General features: G+C 34.6%; 1 protein-coding gene. It reads left to right on the top strand.

Features of this window, described 5'->3' with window-relative positions:
- Positions 1–79 precede the first annotated feature (79 nt).
- Positions 80–574: a macro domain-containing protein gene (locus tag KPC_RS20265; RefSeq protein WP_121976046.1), complete on the top strand. Its 495-nt coding sequence runs from the start codon at positions 80–82 to the stop codon at positions 572–574.
- The last annotated feature ends 35 nt before the right edge of the window (positions 575–609 follow it).

A 609-nucleotide genomic window follows, 5' to 3' on the forward strand; every position in this document is an offset into this window, starting at 1 on the left:
TATTTATCGAGAATAATTGGTTAAAATAATCATAAAGATAGAGAAAATATAATGCTGATATTTAAATAGGAGTTGACATATGATTTATGAGTTATCTGGAGATATTTTATTAAGTGATGCACGCGCCATTGCACATGGTGTCGCACCTAATGATAATTTTGCAACAGGTCTGGCTTTCAATCTCAGAGAACATTGGCCATCTCTCTATAAGGATTTCAGAAACTATTGTCATCTTTATCATCCGAAGTCTGGAGAGTTGTGGACATGGGTGAATGCAGAAGGGCAGCGTATTATCAATCTGATGACTCAAGAAGCAGCGTACGATAACGGTGCAAAACCTGGTAAAGCATCAATTGAGTATGTGAATAGGACACTTAGGGCATTAAGGCAAGTGATTGAAGATGAAAAAATTGAGAGTCTTGCCTTACCTCGATTGGCAACAGGTGTTGGAAGTTTAAATTGGGATGATGTAAGACCATTGATCTATAAACATTTAGAGGATTTAGATATTCCTATTTATATTTATACGCTTTATCAAAAAGGGGTTAAAGCGGATGAAAAAGCCAAGAAATAACTTTGTATTCATAAATATTATCAATTGAATATAAG

The organism is Acinetobacter stercoris (assembly GCF_900323515.1).
Taxonomy (GTDB): domain Bacteria; phylum Pseudomonadota; class Gammaproteobacteria; order Pseudomonadales; family Moraxellaceae; genus Acinetobacter; species Acinetobacter stercoris.